Origin of the sequence: Streptomyces ovatisporus, assembly GCF_042653885.1 — a bacterium.
GTDB lineage: Bacteria > Actinomycetota > Actinomycetes > Streptomycetales > Streptomycetaceae > Streptomyces > Streptomyces ovatisporus.
This window is the reverse complement of record NZ_JBHSFH010000003.1, coordinates 640,540-661,037: the sequence shown is the minus strand read 5'-3', so window position 1 is coordinate 661,037 and position 20,498 is coordinate 640,540. Positions and strand designations below refer to the sequence as shown.

Genomic DNA, 20,498 nt, shown 5'->3' with positions numbered 1-20,498 from the left:
TGCCAGGCGGTTCGGCCGGATCCGCCCTGCTCGGGCCGGTGTTGTCTCACTCGATGCGGTCCTCGTGGTACCAGCGGCTGAGGGCCAGTCGCAGCCGCTGCGTGCGCGTCGCCGCGCGCCCGTCCGTACGGCCCTCCGCGCCGTCGCCGTCGCCGTCGCCCGAGCCGTCGCCGAGAACGGGCGCAGCTTCGATCGGGCGCGGGGCCTGCCGCATCAGCAGCGTGTACCGCTCCTGCGGCGAGACGGGACGGCGGGTCTCCTCGAGGCGGCCCTCCACGCCCTGCCGCACCTCGCCCGTCTCCTCACCCGCGTAGGCGCGTTCGAGGTCGTGCGCGCGCATCGCCAGGCACAGCCGTTTGACGACCATGAACGCGAGCACGGGACCCAGCACGAGGAATCCGCGGAAGCACCACGTCAGCCCGTTGAGTGACACGCCGAAGACGTCCGCGAGCACGTCGTTGCCGCCGGCGAGGAGCAGCACGGCGTAGAAGGTGATGCCCGCCACGCCCAGGGCGGTACGGGTCGGACGCTCCCGGGGCCGGTCGCACAGATGGTGCTCGGCTTCGTCGCCGGTCACCCACTTCTCCAGGAACGGGTAGAGATAGAGGGCGAGGAAGAGCAGCGCCGGGAGCACCACCGTGGGGATGAGGACGTTCCACATGAACGTGTGGCCCCACACCTGCGTCTCGAACGGCGGCATCAGACGCAGCGCTCCCTCGAGGAAGCCCACGTACCAGTCCGGCTGGGCACCGGTGCTGACCTGGTCGGTGCGGTAAGGCCCGTACGCCCAGACCGGGTTGATCTGCACCATGCCCCCCAGCAGGGTCGGCACGGCGAAGACGATCATGGACAGTCCGGCGGACTTGGCGGTGAACTGGGGGACCATCGGCTGCCCGACGACGTTCTTCTCCGTCCTGCCCGGCCCGCCCCACTGCGTGTGCTTCAGGTGCACGACGAGGATCAGGTGGAGCACGACCAGGCCGACGAGCAGCCCGGGGATGAGGAGGATGTGCGTCACGTACAGCCTGGTGATGATGTCCTCACCCGGATACTCGCCGCCGAAGAGGAAGAAGCTCAGGTAGGTGCCCACGACGGGAATCGACAGCAGCAGGCTCTGCACGACGCGCAGGCCGGTGCCGGAGAGCAGATCGTCCGGCAGCGAATAGCCGCAGAACCCCTCGGCGACGGCGAGGACGAACAGGGTCACCCCCACCACCCAGTTGATCTCCCGGGGCTTGCGGAAGGCGCCGGTGAAGAAGACCCGCATCATGTGCACGCCGATGGCGCTCACGAAGACCAGCGCCGCCCAGTGGTGGACCTGGCGGATGAGCAGTCCGCCGCGTACGTCGAAGCTGATGTCGAGCGTCGAGGCGTATGCCTCGGAGACCAGCACGCCGTTGAGCGGAAGGTACGAGCCGTCATAGGGGATCTCGCGCTCACCGGGATGGAAGAAGAACGTCAGGAAGGTGCCGGTGAGGATGAGCAACACGAGGCTGTACAGGGCCAGTTCACCGAGCAGGAACGACCAGTGGTCGGGGAATGCCTTGCGGACGAGCGAGCCCCCCGCCGCGGCGGGCAGCCGGTCGTCGAGATGACGGAAGCCGCTCGCGGCTGCGCGTCCGGCCCGTGTCGCCGGCTCGGCCGGCTCCCGGCCCGTCCGCCCGCGTCCGGCTCGCACGCTGTCCGCACGCCGCCCTGATCCGCTTCCCGCGCGCCTCCGCGGCAACAGCATGTGCCGCCCTCCCTCTCGTGTCGTGTGCGGACTCAGCGGTCGTTGTGCTGGAAGACGAAACCGGCGACGCCGGCAGCGGTGAGGCCGACGCCGATGAGGAAGAGCCACAGGCCGTACACGACGCCTGTCCCGGCGAGCGCGGTGCCCACGGCGGTCAGGACGGGGAACGAGCTGCGTGGTGAGAAGAACCCCAGCAGGCCCGCCGTCTCGCGCACGGCCGCGTCCTTGCGGTCCTGGGGGCGGGCGCCGTGCCTCTTGTACTGCGTCCACAGGAAGAAGGAGATGAGCGCCGACATCAGGAAGGAGACGAGCAGGGCGGCCGTCCCGGCGGGCTCGGGGTGGAAGGCGGCGTAGAAGGCCGTGACGACGGCGAAGAAGACCGCGACACCGGCGAAGAGCGCCGCTTCGGTCTTCACCGCTCCACCCCCCTCGAAGCTCCCCTCGCAGCCCCCGTCGAGCGGGGCGAGTCCGGGGGATGGTGCAGGTCGAAGGCGGGGGACTCGGAGCGGATGTGCGGCAGGGCGTGGAAGTTGTGCCGGGGCGGCGGGCAGGACGTCGCCCACTCCAGCGAACGGCCCCACCCCCACGGGTCGTCCACGGTGACGGTTTCGCCGTGCCTGGCCGTCCGCCAGACGTTGAAGAGGAACACCAGCGTGGACAGGCCCAGGACGAAGGAGCTCACGGACGAGACCGAGTTGAGGACGGTGAACCCGTCGGCGGCCAGGTAGTCGGCGTACCGGCGCGGCATGCCCTCCTCGCCGAGCCAGTGCTGGACGAGGAACGTGCCCTGGAAGCCGGTGAAGAGCGTCCAGAAGTGGATCTTTCCGAGCCGTTCGTCGAGGAGCTTGCCGGTCATCTTCGGCCACCAGAAGTAGAAGCCGGCGAACGTCGCGAAGACGATGGTGCCGAAGAGGACGTAATGCAGGTGGGCGACGATGAAGTAGCTGTCGGTGAGGTGGAAGTCGAGCGGCGGCGAGGCGATCATCACCCCGGTCATGCCGCCCAGCAGGAACGTCACCATGAAGCCGACCGACCAGAGCATGGGCGTCTCGAACGACAGCGAGCCCTTCCACATCGTGCCGATCCAGTTGAAGAACTTCACCCCCGTCGGCACCGCGATGAGGAACGACATCAGCGAGAAGAAGGGCAGCAGCACGCCGCCCGTCGCGAACATGTGGTGCGCCCAGACCGTCGCGGAGAGACCGGTGATGGCCACCGTCGCACCGATGAGCCCCAGATACCCGAACACCGGTTTGCGGCTGAAGACGGGCAGGATCTCCGTGACGACGCCGAAGAAGGGCAGGGCGACGATGTAGACCTCGGGATGTCCGAAGAACCAGAACAGGTGCTGCCAGAGAAGCGCCCCACCGTTGCCCGCGTCGAAGATGTGCGCCCCGAACTTCCGGTCCGCCTCCAGGGCCAGCAGCGCCGCGGTCAGCACGGGGAAGGCGAGCAGCGCGAGGATCGAGGTGAACAGCACGTTCCAGGTGAACAGCGGCATCCGGAAGACCGTCATGCCCGGTGCGCGGAGACAGATGACGGTGGTGATGAAGTTGACGGCGCCGAGGATGGTGCTCAGACCCGCCACCGCCAGTCCCATCGTCCACAGGTCGCCGCCCGAACCCGGCGTGAACGTCGAGCTGTTGAGCGGTGCGTAGGCGAACCAGCCGAAGGACGCGGCGCCTTCGGGAGTGAGGAACCCGGCCACGACCATCAGCCCGCCGAGGAGGAACACCCAGTAGGTGAAGGCGTTCAGACGGGGGAAGGCGACGTCCGGTGCTCCGATCTGGAGCGGCATCACGGCGTTGGCGAATCCGGCGAACGTCGGGGTCGCGAACAGCAGCATCATGATGGTGCCGTGGATGGTGAACAGCTCGTTGTACTGCTGGGCGGAGACCAACTGGAGTCCGGGCCGCGTCAGTTCGGCCCGCATCACCATCGCCATCAGCCCGGCCAGGAGGAAGAAGGCGAACGACGTGGCCAGGTACATGTTGCCGATCACCTTGTGATCGGTGGTGGTCAGGTAACGCAGCAGCGCCTTGCCGGTGGTGAGCCGCCGGTCGGTGGCCGTCGGCCGTGCGTGCTGTGCGGCTCGCTGCTCCTCTTCCTCAGCTGCCGTGCTCATCGCCCGACCTCCCCGCTCGAACAGGCGTCGCGTTGAGTGCCCGACGAGGTGCGACCCATGCGGGAAGAGCCTGAAGACGTGTGCGGCGGGCGCGGGGCTGCCACGCCGGTACGCACGTTCCGGGTCACCCGGAAGCATGGGCTGCGGGCAGGCGCGCGGCGAACTCCGTGCGATGCGGGCGCGGGGCACCTCGAAGCGCTCGTCTTTCCGGTCGTAGCGAGCTCCGATAAGCTGCGGGAACGCACTTATGTAAGCGCATACACGGGAGGCGACGATGGCCGCCGAACCGCAAGTCCCGCACGCAGCGCCGGGCACCCGTCGTGCCGCCCTGGAGGTGATCCTGCGTCACCAGCACCCCGGCGGCGCCTATCCGGCCTGCCCCACGTTCGAGGTCTACGGATACTCCTGGTTCCGTGACGGGGCGTTCATCGCCGAAGGGGCCGACCGTGCGGGAGCGGAGGACAGCGCCCGCGCCTTCCACCAGTGGTGTGCGCGCGTCCTCACGTCACGTGCCGGCCGCATCGAGAACATCGTCGCCACCCTGCGCTCCGGCGGTACGCCCGCCTCGGGGGAGTGGCTGCCCGCCCGCTACACGCTGGAGGGCGACGACGAGGGCGACACCGGCTGGTGGAACTTCCAGCTCGACGGGTACGGCACCTGGCTGCACCTCCTCGTCGCGCATCTGCGGCGCCGTTCGGCCGACCCCGCGCCCTACCGCGAAGCCGCGCGGCTCGCCTGCGACTACCTCGCCGCCTCGTGGAACACCCCGTGCTTCGACTGGTGGGAGGAGGACAGCCACCGGAGGCACGGTGCGACGCTGGCCTCGATCGAGGCGGGACTGCGCGCCGCCGCGGATGCCGGGCTCGTACAGGGCGACACGGCAGCGCGGGCGGTTGCGGCGGCGGATGAAGTGGCCGCAACGGTGCGGCGCGAGGGCGTGCGCAACGGGCACCTCACCAAGTGGATGGACGGCACCGGCGCAGTGGACGCCGGCCTGCTCAGCGCCCTCACACCCTTCGGCCTTGTCGACGACGACCTGGCGGCGGGGACGCTCGCAGCGGTCGAACGCGATCTGCTGCACGAAGGTGGCGTCCACCGCTACCTGGAGGACACCTTCTACGGCGGCGGCCGCTGGCCTGTGCTCTCGGCCCTGCTCGGCTGGCACTACGCGAGGACCGGCCGGCCGGGAGACGCCCGGCGCCTGCTGCACTGGATCGACGGGCAGTTCACGGACGGCGGGCTGCTGCCCGAACAGGCCCCCGAGGGGCGGCGGTTGGCTCCGGAGCGGGAAGCCGAATGGGTGGACCGCTGGGGCCCGAACGCCACCCCGCTCCTCTGGTCGCACGGGATGTACCTGATCCTCGCCGACGAGCTGGGCGAGCTCGACTCGGCGCCCGCGTAGGGGGGCGCCACCGCCCCCTGCGGAGCGGGACGGTACGGACGGCGGCGTGCCCCCGGGCGGCGTAGTGCCGGGGCGACGTGCGACGGCCGTGTGAGGGAGCGGCGTCCGGCACTCACAGCCGGACGCCGCTCCGGGCGTGTCAGCCCAGCTGCACGGTGAACTCGGGGCGCCGCACGCGCAGCACGGTACGGCCGCCTTCCCGGGAGGACTTCGCACCCTCGCACCGCGCACCGCCCTCCACGGCCACCACCGACTCGCCGCCGCCCACCGCGCGGAAGGTGACCCTGCCCTTCCGGATGCCGGTGATCTCAGCGGTGGCGTAGGCGATCCGGCCACCTCCCGCTTCGAGGTCCAGCGGCAGCATCGCGCCGCTCCGGCCGGGAATCCGCAGCTTCTCGCCCCCGAAGAGTGCCCGACCCTTCTCGGAGACGGTGAAGACCTGGTCCAGGCCCGAGGTGACGTTCAGGGCGTGCAGCAGGCGCCCGCCCTCGGAGTCACGGGTCGTCAGCAGGAAGAGGCCCGGATCGGTGGGACTGTGGGTCAGCGCGGGGGCCGCACCGAGGGCCTTCAGGGCGCGCTTCCAGAAGTCCAGGTCGCAGCGGTAGTCGGTGGTGACGATCACGGCCCGGCCCGCGCCCACCGGGATGTCGAAACCGCAGCCCTTGCCGGTGCTCAACTCCTTCAGCACCGTCTCGCCCCTGGAGGGCGTGCACAACTGGGCCCGTGCGATGCGGACTTCGGCCCGCGGGGCCGCCCAGCCGTGCGAAGTCGCCGACAGCCAGAAGCGGTCGGCGTCGGTCATCGTCTTTCCGGCCTTCAGACCGAGCGCGTCGGCGAGTTCCGTGCTCTTCCGGCCGGCCATGTCGGCCACGGGCAGTTTGCCGGAGAGCAGCAGCCTGCCGCCGGCCTTCAGATAGCGGACGAGCTTGCGCTGCACGCCTGTTGCGAGGTTCTCGCCCGTCGCCAGTGCGAGTACGGGCGTGCGGTCCGGGTCCAGGTCCCCCGCCTGAAGATCGAGGGCGCGGTAGCGGAAGCCACCCAGCAGCATCGCGCGGGACAGCGCGCCGCGCGGGCCGAAGCCCCGGGTGTCCTCGATGTCGGCGAGGATCGCATCGGCACTCTCGCGCTCCGGCGGGTGGTACTCGGTCAGGTAGTGGTCCGGGACGAAGCCCAGCGCGACCTCGTCGTATGTCGGGACCATCCCGGCCAGGGCGCGGGCCAGGCCGTTGACGGCGTGGACCGTCTCCTTCAGGGGCTCGTAGCTGAGGTTCTTCCTGCCCTCCGGGTCGACGGGCGCGGAGAAGCCGTGACGTTCACCCGTGATGCCGATGCGGTCGTTGCCGTCGCCGGCGGGCTTGTCGAGCTTCGGGTTGAACCCGCCCGCGAAGAGGTAGTAGTTGATCATCTTGACGCCCTGCGCGAGGCAGAGCCTCGTCTTCAGGTCGGTGCTCTCCGCGTCCTCCTGGTTGTCCAGGTTGTCGCCGTAGTCGGCGTGCCCGGCGTCGAACTCCAGGGCGCTCAGCGGCTGGTCCCCGTCCTGCACGGACTCGGTGAACGCGTTGATGAGGTAGAGGTCGGTGACGTTCTTGACGGTGAGCCCGCCGAGGTAGAAGTCGGCTCCGGAGAAGATCCCCGGCTTCCCCGACCAGGTCTCCATCAACTGGCTGATGCCGATGGGGAACTTCTTCGCTCCGTCGTCGCTCGTGCCGTGGATGTTGATCAGGAAGGGCACGCCGGTGAGGCCGTTGCCCTCCGCGGACTTGCGCAGGGCCGAGACGTACCGGGCGAAGCGGCCCCGCATGAATGCGCCCAAGTCGTGCATGAGGGCGGGGGAGTAGGCGTCCTTGGGGGCGCGGATGGCCTTGTCGCGTTCGCCGGCCGGCGCGTCGGCGAACGGGTAGCGGTCGGAGAGCTTGTCGCCGTACGTCTCGTCGAGCCAGCCGTTGAAGTCCTTCAGGGCGCCGTCGGAGAGGGAGGGGTGGTTGCTGACCCAGTTGAGCATGCCGATCTCGTTGTCGAGCTGGCAGGCGATGACTCCCGGACGCCCCTTGCGGTGCTTGCGCTTCGCGATCACCGGGATCACCGCGTCGTACCAGCGCCGCACCTCCTTGAGGTAGGCGGGCGCGAGATAGTCGATGGTCTGGGCGGTGTCCCTCAGCCCGTCCCACCCTTCCGCGACGATCTCCGGGTGCTCCTTGCGTACGCGCGGGGGGACGCCCTCGCCCTTGAGTTCGGCCATGGTGAAGGGACCGGGGCGGGCGATCACATGGAAGCCGTTGTCGATGCACAGGTCCAGGAAGGCACCCAGGTCGCGCTCCTCGCGGGTGCTGCCGGTGACGTCGATGGAGCCGTCACCCGTCTCGTGCCACATCCACGGGATGTACGTGGCGATCGTGTTGAGCCCCGCCTCCCCGGCCAGGTCGAGGCGGGACTGCCAGTCGGAGCGCTTGAGCCGGAAGTAGTGGATCTCGCCGGCCAGGATCAGGACGGGTTCGCCGTCGATCAGCAGCCGCTTCCGGTGGTAGGTGACGGTCGGCTTCCCCTTCCCGCCGAGGACACCGCCCGCGGTGGGTGCGGCCGCGGCCGGGGCGGCGTTCATGCCGGTCGCAGCGGCGGCGACGGCCCCGGCACCGCCGAGTACGGTGCGGCGGCGCGGAGTTGAGGGGTGAGACGGCATGGCTGGTTTCTCCGTGAGGTCGTGAGGTCGGGGTGGTCCCTGTGACGAGCCGACGACGGTGCGCCGTGACCGTATGCGCTTACAGGAAGCGCATACAAGAGGTGTGTGAGAAAGCTGTGGCGTTCCCGGCCGATAAGATCACCCGGCCACCCGGAACCCGGTGTTCCCCGAAGAGCTCTCGGGGGTGTTGGCCATCCGGGCCGAGGTGCGGTAACGCATGCAGTACGACTCGTGGCACAGGTGCGAACCTCCGCGCAGCACGCGGGCGTCGCCCTCCGGTGGTCCCTGCGGGTCCGCTCGCGGGCCGTCGAGGTGGAAGTCCGCACTGAAGCGGTCCGCGCACCATTCCCAGACGTTCCCCGTCATGTTGAACAGGCCGTAGCCGTTGGCCGGGAACGCGTCGACGGGACAGGTGCCGGCATATCCGTCGGCCGCGGTGTTGCTGTCGGGGAAGGAGCCCCGCCAGATGTTCATCCGGTACGTGCCGCCAGGGTCGCGCTGCTCGCCCCAGGGATAGGGCATGTCCGTCAGGTCGCCGCGTGCCGCGTACTCCCACTCGGCTTCGGTGGGGAGCCGTGCCCCTGCCCAACTGCTGTACGCGAGAGCGTCGTTGTGCGAGACGTGCACCACGGGATGGTCCAGGCGGCCGTCCAGGTCCGAACCCGGCCCTTCCGGGTGACGCCAGTCCGCACCGAAGACCTGCCGCCACCACGGCGTGGCCGCGGCGGCACGGGTGGGCGGGAAGTCCCGCGGCAGGAAGCCGCCGAAGACGAAGGACCAGCCGAAGCGTTCCGCGTCACTGCGGTGACCGGTGGCGGCGGCGAACGCGGCGAACTCCGCGTTGGTGACGGCCGTCGCCGCGAGCGTGAACGGGGAGAGCGTCACCGTACGGACGGGACCCTCCCCGTCGGCCGGGTACGGCCCGTCCTCGCAACCCATGCGGAAGCGGCCGCCGTTCAGCCTGCGCCAACCGCCCTGCGGCTCGTGGCCGTTCAGTTCGTGCCGGACTCCGGCCGACGCGCCTGTTCCGCCGTACTCGCGCCGCCGGTCCCGTCCGGTCCTGTCGCGCGGCGGCCGCCCGTCCGCGTCGTCCCCGGACCCGGGCGGACGCGCCGGCGTGCAGCACGCCGGCGGTGTTCCGGGTCGGGTGGGCGGACCGGTCATGAACTCACCCTCGGCCACGGTCCGCAGGCAGGACGCCCTCGGGCGTGTCCCCGTACTGCTTCTGCAAGTCGGCCAGCTGTCCTTTCAACTCCGCGACGACGCTGGCGTATTCGGGGTCGTCATAGCGGTTGTGCAGTTCCTCCGGGTCGGCGGCGAGGTCGAACAGCTCGCACTCCGGTTCCCTGCGCTCGTCGCTCGCGCCGTAGGCGCCGGAACCGTGCCCCGGGTAGTGGACGAGCTTGTGCGTGAGCGTCCGGATGCCGTAGCTGGCCTGGACGTGGTGATCGCGGTCCAGATGCATGTAGTAGCGGTAGTACACGCCCGTGCGCCAGTCGTCCGGTGTGGAGCCGCGCAGCAGCGGCAGCAGGCTGCGGCCCTGCATACGGGCGGGCGGCTCGATGCCCGCGAGGTCGAGCAGCGTGGGTGCGAAGTCGATGTTCGCCACGAGGTCCTCGTTGACCGACCCCGGTGCGACGACGCCCGGCCAGCGCATGACGAGCGGGATGCGCATGGCCGGGTCGTACATGAACCGCTTGTCGAACCAGCCGTGTTCACCGAGGAAGAAGCCGTGGTCGGAGGTGTAGGCCACCGCGGTCCCCTCCGACAGCCCGGCCGTCTCCAGCCAGTGCAGGACCCGGCCCACGTTCTCGTCCAGGGCGGCGACCACGCGCAGGTAGTCCTTGATGTAGCGCTGATACCGCCACTCGCGCTCCTCCCGCTCCGAAAGTCCCTCCGGGACGGGCTCCTTGAGGTCGTGCGCTTCGAGATCGGACATCCCGAGCCGTGCCTCGGACGCGGCGGAGGCACGTCCTCGCAAGTCGTCGTGGAGCGTCCCGGGCGCCGGGATCTCGTCCTGGGCGTACAGGTTGCGGTGCCTGTCGGCCGGCTCGAACGAGCGGTGGGGCGCCTTGTGCTGGATCAGCAGCGCGAACGGCCGGCCGGGGTCGCGCCTGTCGAGCCAGCCCAGTGCCAGATCGGTGATGATGTCGGTGACGTAGCCCTGGTAGCGGCGCTCGCCCTCGGCGGTGAGGAACGTCGGGTCGTGGTAGACCCCGTGCTCGGGCAGGATCTCCCAGTGGTCGAAGCCGCGCGGGTCGCTGTCGCCGCCGTGCCCGAGGTGCCACTTGCCGACGATCGCGGTCTGGTAGCCGGCCGCCTGCAGCATCTCGGGGAAGCAGGGCTGCGTGGCGTCGAAGGTGTGGTCCGGGCCCTGGAGCGAGGTCATGCCGTTGACGTGGCTGTAGGCGCCGGTCAGCAGGGTGGCGCGGGCCGGCGAGCAGATCGCGTTCGTGCAGAAGGTGTTCTCGAAACGCATGCCCCCGGCGGCCAGTCCGTCCACGGCGGGGGTCCGGTTGATGACGCTGCCGTACGCGCCGATGGCCGGGACGGCGTGGTCGTCGGTCATGAACAGCACGATGTTGGGGCGCTCGTCGGTCGGCGGTGTCACGGCGTCCTTCCGCTGGGACCGGCGGGCGCACGGTGCAGTGCAGGGGGCTGCACCGGTCGCCCGCCGGCGCTTCGGTGGTGTGTCCGGCGGGATCAGGCTATGCCGAAGTCCTCCTTCGCCAGCAGCGGCCTGACCTTGCGGTCGAACCCGCCGGTGCGGAACGGGCGTTGGAGGAGCCCCGGCCTGAGCACCTGCGCGAGACCCGCGGCGACCATGCCCTGGTCGAGGGCCAGCATGAAGTCGCTGACCGTTCCCTCCCGCACGTCCACGGAGTCACGGAAGCCCAGGCCCTCGTCGTACGCGCCGAAGTCCTCAGCGATCTTCAGCAGGTTGGCGACGGACTCGGCGGGCTCGTACTGCATCGCCAGGAAGGAGGCGTGCGGTGTGACGACGCCCTTGGACTCGTAGCCGTCGACGGTCATGCCGATCGCGTCCACGCCGTACTCGCTGTAGCCGCCGGCGGGGATGTTGGCCGGGGAGAAGCCCCAGTAGCCGTACTTCTCCTCCTCCATGCCGTGCTCGATGTGGCTGCGGATGTAGCGCTTGTGCGTGAGGCCCCACGCCTTCGGCGACCACTCGGCCTCCGGCACGAACAGCGGCACCATCAGCGCCTCGAACATCGAGCCGCCCCAGCTGGGGACCAGCTTCCGGCCGCGGTAGGTGTAGTGGCCGCGCCAGAGGCGTACGCCGTCGACCGTCACGTACTCGCCCTCGGGCTTCTGCTCCTGCTCGTTCTCCGGCACCATCGTGCGGAAGGTGTGCCAGTAGTGTTCGCCGGGCAGGCTGCCGTCCCCGATGCCGAGGTAACTGGCCATGCGGGGCTCGGTGTTGAGCGCTCCGTACCAGTGGCTGGTGAAGGTGTCGTCGTCCGTCCAGTAACCGCCGTGCAGCTGGCCGGGGTTCTTGGCCGGGTCGTCCTCGTCGAAGGGCGTGTAGAAGAAGGACCAGTCGGCGTCAGCCAGCAGCTTCTTGACGCGCGGACGCAGCGACGGGTCGGCGTCGGCGGCGATGCGCAGCCCCGTCACCAGCCAGGCGTTGTCCACGGACGAGAGGAACGGCCGTACCTCGTCGCCCGTTTCGGGCCATTCGGTGAGCACGTCGCCGGTCTCGGCGTCGTACCAGTTGAGCCAGAAGCCGTGCGCCCGGTGCAGCTTCTCCACCGCGGAGACCGCACCCGCCAGCCGGTTGTGCATCGTGCGGCGGCTGATCACCCCGAGGCCGGCCGCCGCCACCGTGGACCACATTCCGCAGCCGATGTTGGTGGGCGAGGTCTGCACGCTCCGCTCGGGCTTCGCGCCGCTCACGTCGATCTTGTCGGTGGCGAGACCGAAGTCGGTGTGCATGGCTTCGATCGAGCGGTAGGTGTCGGCGAACCAGCGGTGCAGCAGAGCACCGGTCCTGGTGCCGCCGGCGGCCTTGCCGCTGCCGGCGCGGCCGAGCGCCGAGGCGGGGGCCGCTCCGGCGCCGAGGGCGAGGGCGGCCGACGCGCCCGCACCCGCCGTGAGGATTGTCCGTCGTTTCATGGTGTTGCGACTCCTTCGTTCGGTTCGGAAGACAGGAAGCCGGAGACGGAAGCGGGCGTGGCCCCGGTCCCGGGGCCACGCCCTGTGGTCAGACCCTGGTGAGCCGCAGCGCGCGGATGCCGGGCATCGGCAGGTCGACCGTGAGGGAGACGGAGCCGTCGGAGCCGGCGGTGACCGTCTCCAGCTGCTCCTCGAACAGCCGGTCCGCGTCACGGAGCCGGCTCCACTGCTGCTCGTCGGGCCAGTCGCCGCCGTCCAACTCGTCCCAGACGGCCTTGATGTTGGAGTGCTCCTCGTCGACGCGGCGCAGCGAGACGGTGTAACCGGTGTTCGCCGGAAGGCCGTTCACCTCGACCGTCGCTCCGCGGTCCAGCGAGGGCGCGCCGTCGATCTTCGTCTGGTCGAGGGTGCCGTTCCAGCACAGGACGTCGACCGTCGAGAAGTCGTCGCTGCGGGTGGCGAGCGACTCCACCAGCGCCTCCGCCCCGTCCCCGGACACGGAGGCCGGGACACGCCCGCCCTCCAGCTGCGAGAGCATCCGCAGCGCCCAGAAGCGCGGCTTGCGCAGGTTGCCGACCGTCAGCAGCCCGAAACCGCCGTGGAAGAGCCTCGGCGGCCTGCCGAGCTCCTCGAAGTGGTCGGTGGCGACCCAGTACGCGAGACAGTCCGTGGACTCCAGCGCGCTCTTCATGCCGCGCAGCACGAACGGCGCGGAGAAGACGGAGTCGCTGACCCGGTGGAAGTGCGTGGGGGTCACGCCCCACTCGGTCCACAGGATCTCCGGCTCCGGCTTGCCGGTCGCCTCGGCGAAGGAGCGGGTCTGCGGACGGAAGTCCAGCGGCGCGTTGCCGTAGGTGTGCGTGGAGACGAAATCGACGGGGACGTCGTTCTCACGGCAGTGCTCCAGCAGCGGGCCCACCCACTTGGCGGCGGCCGAGCCGGGACCGCCGACGCGGATACGGGGGTCGACGTCCTTGATCGCGCGGACGGCAGTCTCGTACAGCAGGTGGTACTGGGCCTGGGTGCCGTTCCAGAACACCTCCAGATTGGCCTCGTTCCAGATCTCGAACTCCCAGCCGGCGACCTCGTCGGCGCCGTACCGCTCCCGCAGGTGCTCGGTCACCGCGCGGCACAGCTCGCCCCAGCGCTCCCAGCTGCGGGGCACGGATGCGATGCCCTTGTACTCGAAGATCGTGTACTCGGGGTCCAGTGCCAACTCGGCAGGCATGAAGGAGAGTTCGACCACGGGCTTGAGCCCCAGCGCCAGAAAGCGGTCGTACACCTCGTCCATGCCCGAGAAGTCGAAGGACCCGTCCGGGCGCACGCTCACCATCTCGGGCAGGAACGTGCCGTGCGCGCGTACGGTGCGGACCCCGAGCTCGTCGCGCACGATGCCCAGGGCGTCGGCGTACTCCCTGGCGACGTCGGCGCCGCCCGGCCCCGGCTCGTCCCAGATCAGCATCGACAGGTGCTCGGCGCCGATCATCCGGTTCCACACGGGCGGTAGCGGGACCGGCGCGGCGGAGGCGTCGACGGAGACGGTCACTTCGGCCGGCCTCGATCCGGGCGCCTTCGGGCAGCCGCGCACAGCCTCGGCGGAGAGCGGGCCCGGACCGGCGTCCGTCCAGGAGGCCACCTTGTACCAGTAGCCGCGGCCCGCTTCGACGAGTGAGTCGGCGTACGGCGGGGTGGGAACGGCCAGCACGTCGCCGCCGCGGTGGTCGAGGGGTTCGTACGGGCCGTCGACGGTGTCCGCGCGATGGACCAGATACCCCAGCGCGCCCTCGACGGGCTGCCAGTCGAGCAGCACGTGACCGGTACCGTCCTCCGAGCGCAGCCCGTCCGGTGCGGGAAGGTCGGCCGTGCCGGTGAGCGGCTGGTCGCTGGGGAGGCCGATGCGCTGCTCCCAGTCGAGGCGAGCGGCGTTCTTCTCGGTCATCGTGAGGTTCACCTTTCGATGGATGCGCATACACCGTGGGTGTCTCCCCACCGCGGGGAGGAGTGGGGCCTCCCCGCGGTGGGGGACGAACGGTGACGGGCGGGCGTGGTGCTCGGCTTGCGGCCGGGCGGAGGCGTCGCCCGGGGTGTACGAAGACGGTCGGTGGGGGGCGGTCGGTGGGGGGCGGTGGGGCTCGACCGGCGCCGGGTCCGGCCTACTTGAGCCCGGCTGTGGCGATGCCCTGAGTGAAGTAGCGCTGCAGGACGATGAAGACCACCAGCACCGGCAGGACGACGAGGAAGGCACCCGCCATCAGCACGCCGTTGGAGCCGTTGGTCTTCGTGGGGTCGATGGCGAAGGTGGCCAGCGCCACCGGCAGGGTGTACTTGTCGGGGTCGTTGGTGGCCACCAGGGGCCAGAGGAAGTTGTTCCACGACTGCAGGAACGTGAAGATGGCCAGCGTCGCCAGAGCGGGCTTGACCAGCGGCATCGCGATCCGCCAGAAGATGAACCACTCGCCCGCGCCGTCGATGCGTGCCGCCTCCAGGAGCTCGTCCGGGATGGCCGACATGAACTGGCGCATCAGGAAGACCCCGAAGGCACCGGCGGCGAACGGCAGGATGAGCGCCGCGTATGAGTCGATCAGTCCCATCTTGCTGACCATCACGAACATCGGCATCAGCATCAGGTTGCCGGGCACCATCAGCGCGCCCAGCACGAGTGCGAACACCGGCCGTTTCCCTACGAAGTTCAGCTTCGCCAGCGCGTAGCCGAGCATGGAGCAGAAGACGAGGTTGCATCCGGTGACGGCCACGGCGACGAGCGTCGAGTTGAAGAAGTGCCCGCCCATGTCGAGCAGGTTCATCAGTTTCTCGAAGTGGACGAGCGTCCACTCGCGCGGCAGCCACACCGTCGGACTCGCGCCCAGGTCCCGTTCCGACTTGAAGGAGGACAGGGCCATCCACAGGAACGGCGTGACCATCACGATCATGCCGGCCCACAGCACGGCCAGCAGCAGACGCCGGCGTGCGGCTTCGCCCTTGTGCCGGCGGGGGGCCGAGTCGCTTGCGTGGGCGGTCATTTGGTCTTGTCCTTCAGCAGACGGAGCTGGAGCAGGGTCATCGCGAGGATGACGGTGAACAGCACGTACGCCATCGCGCTCGCGTAACCCATGTGGAAGAAGTCGAAGCCCTCCCGGTACATGGAGAGCGAGACGGTCAGGGTGCTGTTGTCCGGGCCGCCTTCCGTCATCACGAACGGCTCCTCGAAGACGTTCAGGAAGCCGATGGTCGTCATCACGCAGACGTAGAGCATCGTCGGACGCAGCAGCGGCACGGTGACGCTGCGGAACTCCTGCCACATGCCCGCACCGTCGAGCCGCGCGGCCTCCCGCACCTCGGTGGGGATGCCCTGCAGGCCGGCGAGGAAGAGGACCATCGCCGTGCCCATGTTGCGCCACACGGCCATCACGATCAGCGACGGCATCGCCAGGGTCCTGGAGCCGAGGAAGTCCGGGGAGTTCAGGCCCACTTCGGCCGCCAGCCCGGAGATGAGACCGTCGGCCGGGTCGAGCACGAACCGCCACACCACGGCGACCGCCACGATGCTGGTGACGACGGGGGCGTAGAAGCCGACCCGGAAGAAGGTACGCATCCGCCCGATGCCGGAGTTGAGCAGCACCGCGGCGAAAAGGCCGGCCCCCACGGTCAGCGGAACGCCGAGAAGGACGAAGTAGGCGGTGTTGTACAGCGCCGTCAGGAACTTCTCGTCCTCGAAGAGCCTGCTGTAGTTCTCGAAGCCGATGAACTCCGTGGAGAACGGGTCCGCGACGTTGCGGAGGCCGAAGTCGGTGAAGCTCATCACGAGCGTGGCGACGATCGGCACGGCCATGAACGTCAGGAACAGCAGCAGGAAGGGCGACGAGAACAGCAGGCCGGGCAGGTTCTGCACACTGAGCCGGTCCCGGCGCCGCGGCCCGGCTCCGCCCTTGCCCTTGTACGGCCCGGACCCGGGCCGCACCTCGGCGGTGCGGCCCGTCTCCGGCTGCCGGGAGGCGGCGGTGGTGGTCATGCGGTCAGTCCACCAGGCCCTCGGTCGCCTTCTGCATCCACGCCGCGGCCTTCTCCGGGGACTCGCCCTTCTGCGAGACGCGCGCCACGCCCTCGTCGAGCTTGGAGGCGAACTCCTCCCACTTGGCGAGCGGCGGAACCGTCTTGGCCGTCTTCAGCTGCTTCTCGAAGGCGTCCAGCTGCTCCGGAGCGTTCTTCAGGGCGGGCTCGTCCCAGGCTGCCTCCTTGGCGGGCAGCGACTTGGCGATCTCGTACCAGCGGCCCTGCTGTTCGGTCCCGGTGAGGAACTTCTGGAACTCCTTCGCCGCGGCCTTGTGCTCGCTGTCCTCGAAGGTGACGAGGCTGGCGCCGCCCACCCATGAGGTGCTCGACTCGCCGGCGGGGAGCGGGGCCGTGGCGTACTTGTCCTTCAGCTGCGGCTGCTGGTCCTTGATGTTGTTCACGATCCAGGGGCCGGAGATGAACATCGGCGCGTCGCCGGTGCCGAAGTCCTTGACGACGTCGTAGTCCGGCGGCGAGCTCTTCCTGGAGAGGCCCGCGTCGAAGTAGTGCGCGTACTCCTCCAGCGCCTTCACGGACTCCGGCGAGTCCAGTGCGGGCTTGCCCGACTTGTCCAGCAGCTGACCGCCGGCCGAGTAGAGGAAGGGCAGCCACGTCTGCCAGGCGCCTATGTTGGCGGGCTGGTGGTAGGTGCCCCACTTCGCCTTCGCCTCGTCCTTGTACGCCTTCGCGAGCTTGCGCTGCTCGTCCCAGGTGGCCGGGGGCTTGTCCACCCCGGCCTTGTCGGCGAGGTCGGTGCGGTAGTAGAGGGCGCGGGTGTCGACGTACCAGGGGACGCCGTAGGTCTTGCCGTCCTTCACGCCGCCGTTCCAGGCGGCGGGGAAGTAGTCGTCCTTCTTGAAGGTCTTCTCGTCGACGGGCTCCAGGGCGTCCAGCTCGATGAACTCGCCCAGCATGGTGCTGCCCATCTGGGCCATGTCGGGGAGTTCGCCTGCGGCGACGGCGGAGACCAGCTTCTGGTGGACGACGTCCCAGCCGACCGGCGTGACCTTCACGGTGATGTTGGGGTGCTTCTTGTTGAACTCCTTGCCGAGCTTCGCCAGGTGCTTGCCCTCCTCTCCCATGCCCCAGACGGTGAGGGTCTGCTTGTCCTTGGCGGATGCCTGCTCGCTCCCACCACTGCCGCAGCCGGAGAGCAGCAGCGCGAGAGCGGTCGTGGCCGCTGTGGCGGCGGCGATGCGGGGTATGGGCTGCATGGAGGGGCTCCTCCTCGTTAGCGGAGCGTGGCGGGGAGCGCGGGGGGCTCTTGCGGACGTGGGCCGGGACCCGGGACCGGGCGGCCTGCGTGGCCGTAAAGAGTCTGTAAGCGCATACATACTCTGTGAGTGACCGCCCGGGCGTGCAAGGGCCGGGGGGATTACGACTGTGTAACGGAAGCGCTGTCCGGTACGGCGTCGTGGCCGTTCGCGCAGCCGCAGCTGGACCGCCGGATCACGGAGACCGGCAGCACCCGGGACTCGGGCTCGCGGCTGCGGTCCTCCAGGCGCGCGACCAGCAGGTCGACCGCCTCCTCGCCGAGCCTGCGCATCGGCTGCCGCACAGTCGTCAGGGCGGGCGTGACCAGACGTCCGAGCGGAATGCCGTCGAATCCGGCCACGGCGATGTCCTGAGGCACCCGCACCCCGCGGCGGCTCAGCTCGGACAGCGCGCCGACCGCCATCTGGTCGTTGGCGAAGACCACCCCGCCGGGCAGCTCCGCCCTGCTGTCCAGCAGCTCCGCGACGGCCTTCCGCCCCTCGGCCTGGGTCAGCCTGGTCCGTACGTCCGGACGTTCCGGCACGGGCAGCCCGGCCTCCAGATGAGCCGCCTGGAAGCCCCGGAAGCGCGCCTCGCCGTCGGGGGAGTCCTCGGTGCCTCCGATGAAGGCCAGCCGCGTGATGCCGTGATCAGCGATGAGATGCCTGGTCAGAGCCAGTTCGCCGTCGAAGTTCGCCACTTCCACGTGGTCGAGGTGGTCGAGCGGCGCGTCCTCGCGGGGGCCGGCGAGCATCACCACGGGCAGCCGCCGCGAGATGACTTCGAGCTCCTCGGTGGGGACCGTACGGGCCAGCACCGCGAAGCCGTCGACCCGGCCGGCGACGTCGGCCACCAGGCTCTTCGGGCCCTCCGCGAGGGATGCGGCGATGAGCAGCGCGTAGCCGTGGCGGCGGGCGGCCCGCTCCATGCCGCGGATTATCTCGTCGGAGTAGAGCATCAACTCGGCGTCGCCGTAGTCCCCGTCGGGGTCCTCCGCGTCCGGGTCGGCGTAGTCGGGGAAGCACAGGCCGAGGACGCGTGTGTTGCGGCTGGCGAGGCCGCGGGCGTTGCCGCTCGGCACGTAGCCGAGCTCGCGGGCGGCCTCCAGCACGCGTTCCCGCGTACCCGCCCGGACGGAATCCGGGGCGCGGTAGACTCGCGAAACCGTCGCGATCGAGACGCCTGCCCGCCCGGCGACGTCGTACACCGTGGGAGCACTCACTCGGCCGATGCTCTCCTGCCTTGCCGCGGCCGTGCAGGCCGATGGATTGAAAGCGCATTCATCGTACGCTGCCCGCGAAGGCGACGGCAAGAAGCCCTTCGGTCGGGCCGAGGCCGTCGGCGGGCAAGGGCCCCGTCCCGGCAGCACTCCTCCGGATCTTCGCAGGCGTGGGTGCGCCGCAACCGTTTGCTCCCCCCGGTACCGGTCGGTGCCGCCTTCGGCACCCGCCAACCCCTCTTTCTGCGCCCCGAGTCGGGAGCCGGGGTACTGTTTTCGGCCACTGATCCACCCCTGTGAGCTTGCGTCGCCCGGCTCCGCCGCGGCTCCGGGTGCCTCCGAACTCCCTCCGGGGGACTGCTACTTCAGGTAACTCCAGCTCGGTGCGTACCTGGTGGGCGCAGGGGCGGGCCGGACCCGGCGGTTCAACCGGCCGCCGCGACCCGTATGTTCGCATTCGTGGGCAGAGCTTCGGCGGAAAGTCGCCTGCGCGAAACCTTGCCGGGAATCGCCGGTGTCCATAACCTGACTCGCCAGTAACTCTTCCGCACAGCAGGGTCGCCTTCTGTGCGTTCCCCCCTGGTACCACGCACGTGCTCCACATCCCCCACACCACGGTCACGCTCGTCAACTGCTCACAAGGGGACACACCATGAAGGATGCGCACGGCAGACCGCTGACAGGACGCACGAGTTGGCGGAAGTTCGCCGTCCTCTGCGTGCCGGGCTTCGCCGCGACGGCGGCACTCGCCATCGCACTGGCCAACGGAGCGCTCGCCGCGTCGTTCGCAGTATCGGGACAGCAGTTCAAGGTGTCCGCGAAGAGCCTGGACGGCGACGGCTTCGCCCAGTACGGCAGCGTCGACCGCAATGCCAGGGGCGAGCTGATCCCCGTGGCCGTCACCGCCATCAAGACCGCGGAGATGAGCGACCTCTGCCAGTCCGTCGTCACCAAGTTGCCCGTGATCGGCAGCATTTCGCTGAACCTCACCGCCGGTACCGGCAAGAAGCCGGTGCAGGCCACCGACCTCTTCGTCGACGCGACCCAGCTCTCCGGCAACGCGGACTTCAACAAGATCGAGATCGGCCGGGACGCCTCCACCCTCGACAAGGGGCCCAAGGGCGGACAGGGCCTCCAGGACCTCTTCGGGCAGCAGGCGGACGACGTCCACATCTCCAGCCTCAAGCAGACCGCGTGGGCAACCAACGCGGGCAAGTTCAGGCTGGCCGGGCTGAGCATGAAGGTGAACAAGGGCACGAAGGAATGCTTCTGATCTGGCGCCGGTGGCGCGGGTGGCGCCGCGGCCGGCCTTTCTGGGGCGGCCTGCTGACCGTCCTCGCCGGTACGGAGATCGGAGTCATCCCCCTGGCTCCGCTGAAGGTGATGCTGCACCAGGGAACGGCCGGTCTGCCGACCGTCGTTCTGGCGCTGGTCATGATCGTGCTCGGGCTCAGCGCCTGGTTCGCACCCCACTACAGGGGACTTGCGGGCGTCCTGACCGTGCTCCTCGCGGCAGCCGCACTGGTCCTCTCCAACCTGGGCGGCTTCATGATCGGCACGCTGCTGGGAGTCGTCGGCGGCGCTCTGATCTTCGCGTGGCGGCCGGTACCGGCCGAGCCGCCGCCGGACGCGCGGACCGATGAGGAAGCACCGGCCGACGGCCCCGCGGCGCACGCCGGCTCGCCGTCCGGCCCGGCAGCGGAGGACCGGGAGCGCGCGGGACGCACCCTCACCGGTACGTCCCGCAGCGCCTCGGCCGGTACGCCTGCGGGAGCCTCCACGAACGACACGCTCTCCTCGCTGGCCTCCGCCTTCTCCGTCCCTCAGCAGCCCACGACCCCTGAGTCCCCGGACGACCCGTCGAGGAACGGCGACACGAACCGGAACCGAGAGCAAGACTGAGCG

15 protein-coding genes are annotated in these 20,498 nt (G+C 69.8%); 3 read left to right on the top strand and 12 right to left on the bottom strand.

Going from position 1 to position 20,498, the window contains the following annotated elements; genetic code table 11:
* Positions 1 to 46: 46 nt before the first annotated feature.
* From qcrB to ctaD, 3 genes are read right to left on the bottom strand one after another with little or no spacing between them, the layout of a single operon-like run.
* The gene (qcrB, locus tag ACFPA8_RS04435; RefSeq protein WP_386442507.1) at positions 47 to 1,732 is read right to left on the bottom strand and encodes a cytochrome bc1 complex cytochrome b subunit; all 1,686 of its coding nucleotides are present in this window, start codon (positions 1,730 to 1,732) and stop codon (positions 47 to 49) included.
* A gap of 32 nt (positions 1,733 to 1,764) precedes the next feature.
* A complete protein-coding gene (gene ctaF / locus ACFPA8_RS04430; protein ID WP_386442505.1) occupies positions 1,765 to 2,148 on the bottom strand; it encodes an aa3-type cytochrome oxidase subunit IV in 384 nt (127 codons plus the stop codon).
* A complete protein-coding gene (gene ctaD / locus ACFPA8_RS04425) occupies positions 2,145 to 3,857 on the bottom strand; it encodes an aa3-type cytochrome oxidase subunit I (protein ID WP_386442502.1) in 1,713 nt (570 codons plus the stop codon). The genes ctaF and ctaD overlap by 4 nt, the downstream gene beginning before the upstream one ends.
* 274 nt (positions 3,858 to 4,131) lie before the next feature.
* On the opposite strand from ctaD, the gene ACFPA8_RS04420 reads away from it, so the two are divergent.
* Complete coding sequence (locus ACFPA8_RS04420; RefSeq protein WP_386442500.1) at positions 4,132 to 5,259, top strand: glycoside hydrolase family 15 protein; 1,128 nt, start codon at positions 4,132 to 4,134, stop codon at positions 5,257 to 5,259.
* 139 nt (positions 5,260 to 5,398) lie between these two features.
* Here the strand turns inward: ACFPA8_RS04420 and ACFPA8_RS04415 are convergent, their stop codons facing one another.
* The 9 genes from ACFPA8_RS04415 to ACFPA8_RS04375 form a co-directional block, all read right to left on the bottom strand.
* Complete coding sequence (locus ACFPA8_RS04415) at positions 5,399 to 7,936, bottom strand: beta-galactosidase (RefSeq protein ID WP_386442497.1); 2,538 nt, start codon at positions 7,934 to 7,936, stop codon at positions 5,399 to 5,401.
* Positions 7,937 to 8,074: 138 nt separating this feature from the next.
* On the bottom strand, positions 8,075 to 9,100 hold the full coding sequence (locus tag ACFPA8_RS04410) for a formylglycine-generating enzyme family protein (protein ID WP_386442494.1): 1,026 nt from the start codon (positions 9,098 to 9,100) through the stop codon (positions 8,075 to 8,077).
* 4 nt (positions 9,101 to 9,104) lie between these two features.
* Positions 9,105 to 10,547, bottom strand: a complete 1,443-nt coding sequence (locus ACFPA8_RS04405) for a sulfatase family protein (RefSeq protein ID WP_386442491.1) — start codon at positions 10,545 to 10,547, stop codon at positions 9,105 to 9,107.
* Between the two features lie 92 nt (positions 10,548 to 10,639).
* Positions 10,640 to 12,070 carry a glucoamylase family protein gene (locus ACFPA8_RS04400; RefSeq protein ID WP_386442488.1) on the bottom strand — a complete coding sequence of 477 codons (1,431 nt, stop codon included), beginning with the start codon at positions 12,068 to 12,070 and terminating at the stop codon, positions 10,640 to 10,642.
* A gap of 88 nt (positions 12,071 to 12,158) precedes the next feature.
* Positions 12,159 to 14,009 (bottom strand): GH39 family glycosyl hydrolase, encoded by a 1,851-nt coding sequence (locus tag ACFPA8_RS04395; protein ID WP_386442485.1) that lies wholly within the window; start codon positions 14,007 to 14,009, stop codon positions 12,159 to 12,161.
* 214 nt (positions 14,010 to 14,223) lie between these two features.
* Positions 14,224 to 15,090, bottom strand: a complete 867-nt coding sequence (locus tag ACFPA8_RS04390) for a carbohydrate ABC transporter permease (protein WP_386442482.1) — start codon at positions 15,088 to 15,090, stop codon at positions 14,224 to 14,226.
* Positions 15,087 to 16,079 carry a carbohydrate ABC transporter permease gene (locus tag ACFPA8_RS04385; RefSeq protein ID WP_386442479.1) on the bottom strand — a complete coding sequence of 331 codons (993 nt, stop codon included), beginning with the start codon at positions 16,077 to 16,079 and terminating at the stop codon, positions 15,087 to 15,089. The genes ACFPA8_RS04390 and ACFPA8_RS04385 overlap by 4 nt, the downstream gene beginning before the upstream one ends.
* A gap of 4 nt (positions 16,080 to 16,083) precedes the next feature.
* Positions 16,084 to 17,334 (bottom strand): sugar ABC transporter substrate-binding protein, encoded by a 1,251-nt coding sequence (locus tag ACFPA8_RS04380; RefSeq protein ID WP_386442476.1) that lies wholly within the window; start codon positions 17,332 to 17,334, stop codon positions 16,084 to 16,086.
* A 161-nt stretch (positions 17,335 to 17,495) separates the two neighbouring features.
* Complete coding sequence (locus tag ACFPA8_RS04375) at positions 17,496 to 18,596, bottom strand: LacI family DNA-binding transcriptional regulator (RefSeq protein WP_386442473.1); 1,101 nt, start codon at positions 18,594 to 18,596, stop codon at positions 17,496 to 17,498.
* A gap of 649 nt (positions 18,597 to 19,245) precedes the next feature.
* Here ACFPA8_RS04375 and ACFPA8_RS04370 point away from each other — a divergent pair.
* Positions 19,246 to 19,866 carry a DUF6230 family protein gene (locus tag ACFPA8_RS04370; RefSeq protein WP_386442470.1) on the top strand — a complete coding sequence of 207 codons (621 nt, stop codon included), beginning with the start codon at positions 19,246 to 19,248 and terminating at the stop codon, positions 19,864 to 19,866.
* A complete protein-coding gene (locus ACFPA8_RS04365; RefSeq protein WP_386442467.1) occupies positions 19,857 to 20,495 on the top strand; it encodes a DUF6114 domain-containing protein in 639 nt (212 codons plus the stop codon). Before ACFPA8_RS04370 ends, ACFPA8_RS04365 begins: the two co-directional genes overlap by 10 nt.
* The last annotated feature ends 3 nt before the right edge of the window (positions 20,496 to 20,498 follow it).